2 protein-coding genes are annotated in these 2236 nt (G+C 72.0%); both read left to right on the top strand.

Features of this window, described 5'->3' with window-relative positions; translation table 11 throughout:
- Positions 1-125 precede the first annotated feature (125 nt).
- Positions 126-911: an SGNH/GDSL hydrolase family protein gene (locus ACWGIU_RS36195; protein WP_266606503.1), complete on the top strand. Its 786-nt coding sequence runs from the start codon at positions 126-128 to the stop codon at positions 909-911.
- A 98-nt stretch (positions 912-1009) separates the two neighbouring features.
- On the top strand, positions 1010-2236 hold a 1227-nt coding region (locus ACWGIU_RS36190; protein ID WP_453712324.1), incomplete at its 3' end, for an MBL fold metallo-hydrolase.

The raw sequence follows: 2236 nt of genomic DNA, 5'->3' as shown, positions 1-2236 counted from the left end.
GGACCCGAGGGGGGTCCCGGCCTCACGTGTACTTGTTCCTTATCCCCTGCGTGGTAGAGATCACGGCCCGTCAACCCCTCATTACGTTGGCGTAGGTTGGTCGCGGGAGTGAAGGATGGGTTCTCGTGGCAGCGACGACGACGAAACTCAAGACCATCGGCTCGTACGCGGCGATCGGGGACAGCTTCACCGAGGGCGTGGGGGACCCGGGACCCGGGGATTCTTTTCTCGGCTGGGCGGACCGGCTCGCCGTGCTCCTGGCCGATCAGCGGGAAGAGCACGACTTCCGGTACGCGAATCTGGCGGTGCGGGGGAAGCTCCTCGACCAGATCGTGGCCGACCAGCTTCCGAGAGCCAAGGCCCTCGCCCCGGATCTGGTGACCTTCTGCGCGGGCGGCAACGACATCATCCGGCCCGGCACCGACCCGGACGACGTGGCCGAGCGGTTCGAGGCGGCCGTGGCCGACCTCACCGGGGCCGTGGGCCAGGTCATGATCACCACGGGCTTCGACACCCGGGGCGTACCGGTGCTCAAGCACCTCCGCGGCAAGGTGGCGACGTACAGCGCGCACGTCCGTGCCATCGCCGACCGCTACGACTGCCCGGTGCTCGACCTCTGGTCCCTGAAGTCCGTACAGGACCGGCGGGCCTGGGACACGGACCGGCTGCACCTCTCGCCCGAGGGACACACGCGGGTCGCGCTGCGCGCCGCCCAGGTGCTCGGGCTTGACGTGCCGGCCGACCCCGATCAGCCGTGGCCCCCGGAGCGGCCGCGCGGCTCGGTGGACGTGACCCGGGACAACATCCAGTGGGCGCGCGACCACCTCGCGCCGTGGATCGGCCGGCGGCTGCGCGGGGAGTCCTCCGGGGACCACGTGGAGGCGAAGCGGCCGGATCTGCTGCCGCTGTAGCAGGTGCGGGAGCCGGAAGCGGAATCCTTCGGGGCCGGTGTGCGTTGGGATGGTCGTAGAGCGACGACCATCCTGACCCCATCCTCCCTGGAGGCGCTTTGACCGGCTCCCGTCCCTTGCGTCCGCGGCTGCGTGCCCTGCGGTCCGAAGCCTTCGGTGCGGACCCGTCCGGTGCCCGGCTGGAGCGCATCCGCCGCTCGCCGAACTTCGCCGACGGCGTCTTCCAGAACCCGGTCGGGGCCCGGAACAGACCCTCGGGGTCGATGGCGGAGTTCGCCAAGATCTACTTCCACCGGGAGCAGCGGATGCGGCGCAGCCCCGCCGCGCCGATCCCGGTCCACCCGACGACCCTCGCGGACCTGGCGAAGCCGCCCGCGAGCGGCCTGCGGCTCACCTGGATGGGTCACTCCAGCGTGCTCGCGGAGATCGACGGGCGCCGGGTGCTGTTCGACCCGGTGTGGGGCGAGCGGTGCTCCCCCTTCCCCTTCGCCGGTCCCAAGCGGCTGCACCCGGTACCGGTCCCGCTGGCCTCGCTGGGGACGGTGGACGTCGTGGTCATCTCGCACGACCACTACGACCACCTCGACCTGCCGACGATCAAGGCGCTGGCCGGTACGGACACGGTCTTCGCCGTTCCGCTGGGCGTCGGCGCGCACCTGGAGCGCTGGGGCGTACCGGCCGACCGGCTGCGCGAGCTGGACTGGAACGAGAGCACCAAAATCGCGGGTCTCTCGCTGACGGCCACCCCCGCCCGGCACTTCTGTGGCCGCGGCCTGCGCAACCAGCAGCACACCCTGTGGGCGTCCTGGGTCGTCGCGGGCGATGAGCACCGGATCTACCACAGCGGGGACACCGGCTACTTCCCGGGATTCGAGGAGATCGGCGCCGAACACGGACCCTTCGACGCGACCATGATCCAGATCGGTGCCTACTCGGAGTACTGGCCCGACATCCACATGACGCCCGAGGAGGGGATGCGCGCCCACCTCGATCTGCAGGGCGGCACCCCCCACGGCACGATGCTGCCGATCCACTGGGCCACCTTCAACCTGGCCCTGCACCCGTGGGACGAGCCGGGCGAGGGCACGCTGACCGCGGCCGAGGGCGCCGGGGCGGCCGTCGCGCTGCCGATCCCGGGCCAGCCCTTCGAGCCGAACGCCGCCGATGCCCCGCGCCTGCCGTGGTGGCGGCCGTTCGTCGCGGGGCCGTCGGCCGGCGGCCGGGTCGACGGCCCCTCGGCCGTGCCCGCGCTGGGAGCCGGGTCGGTGGCGGGAACGGCGGCGCGGGTGGGATCCGCGGCCGTGGACGGACAGGAGAAGCAGGAG

The organism is Streptomyces sp. NPDC054840 (assembly GCF_053611065.1).
Note: the sequence above shows the minus strand (reverse complement) of the source record. Positions and strands in the feature narration are given on the sequence as shown.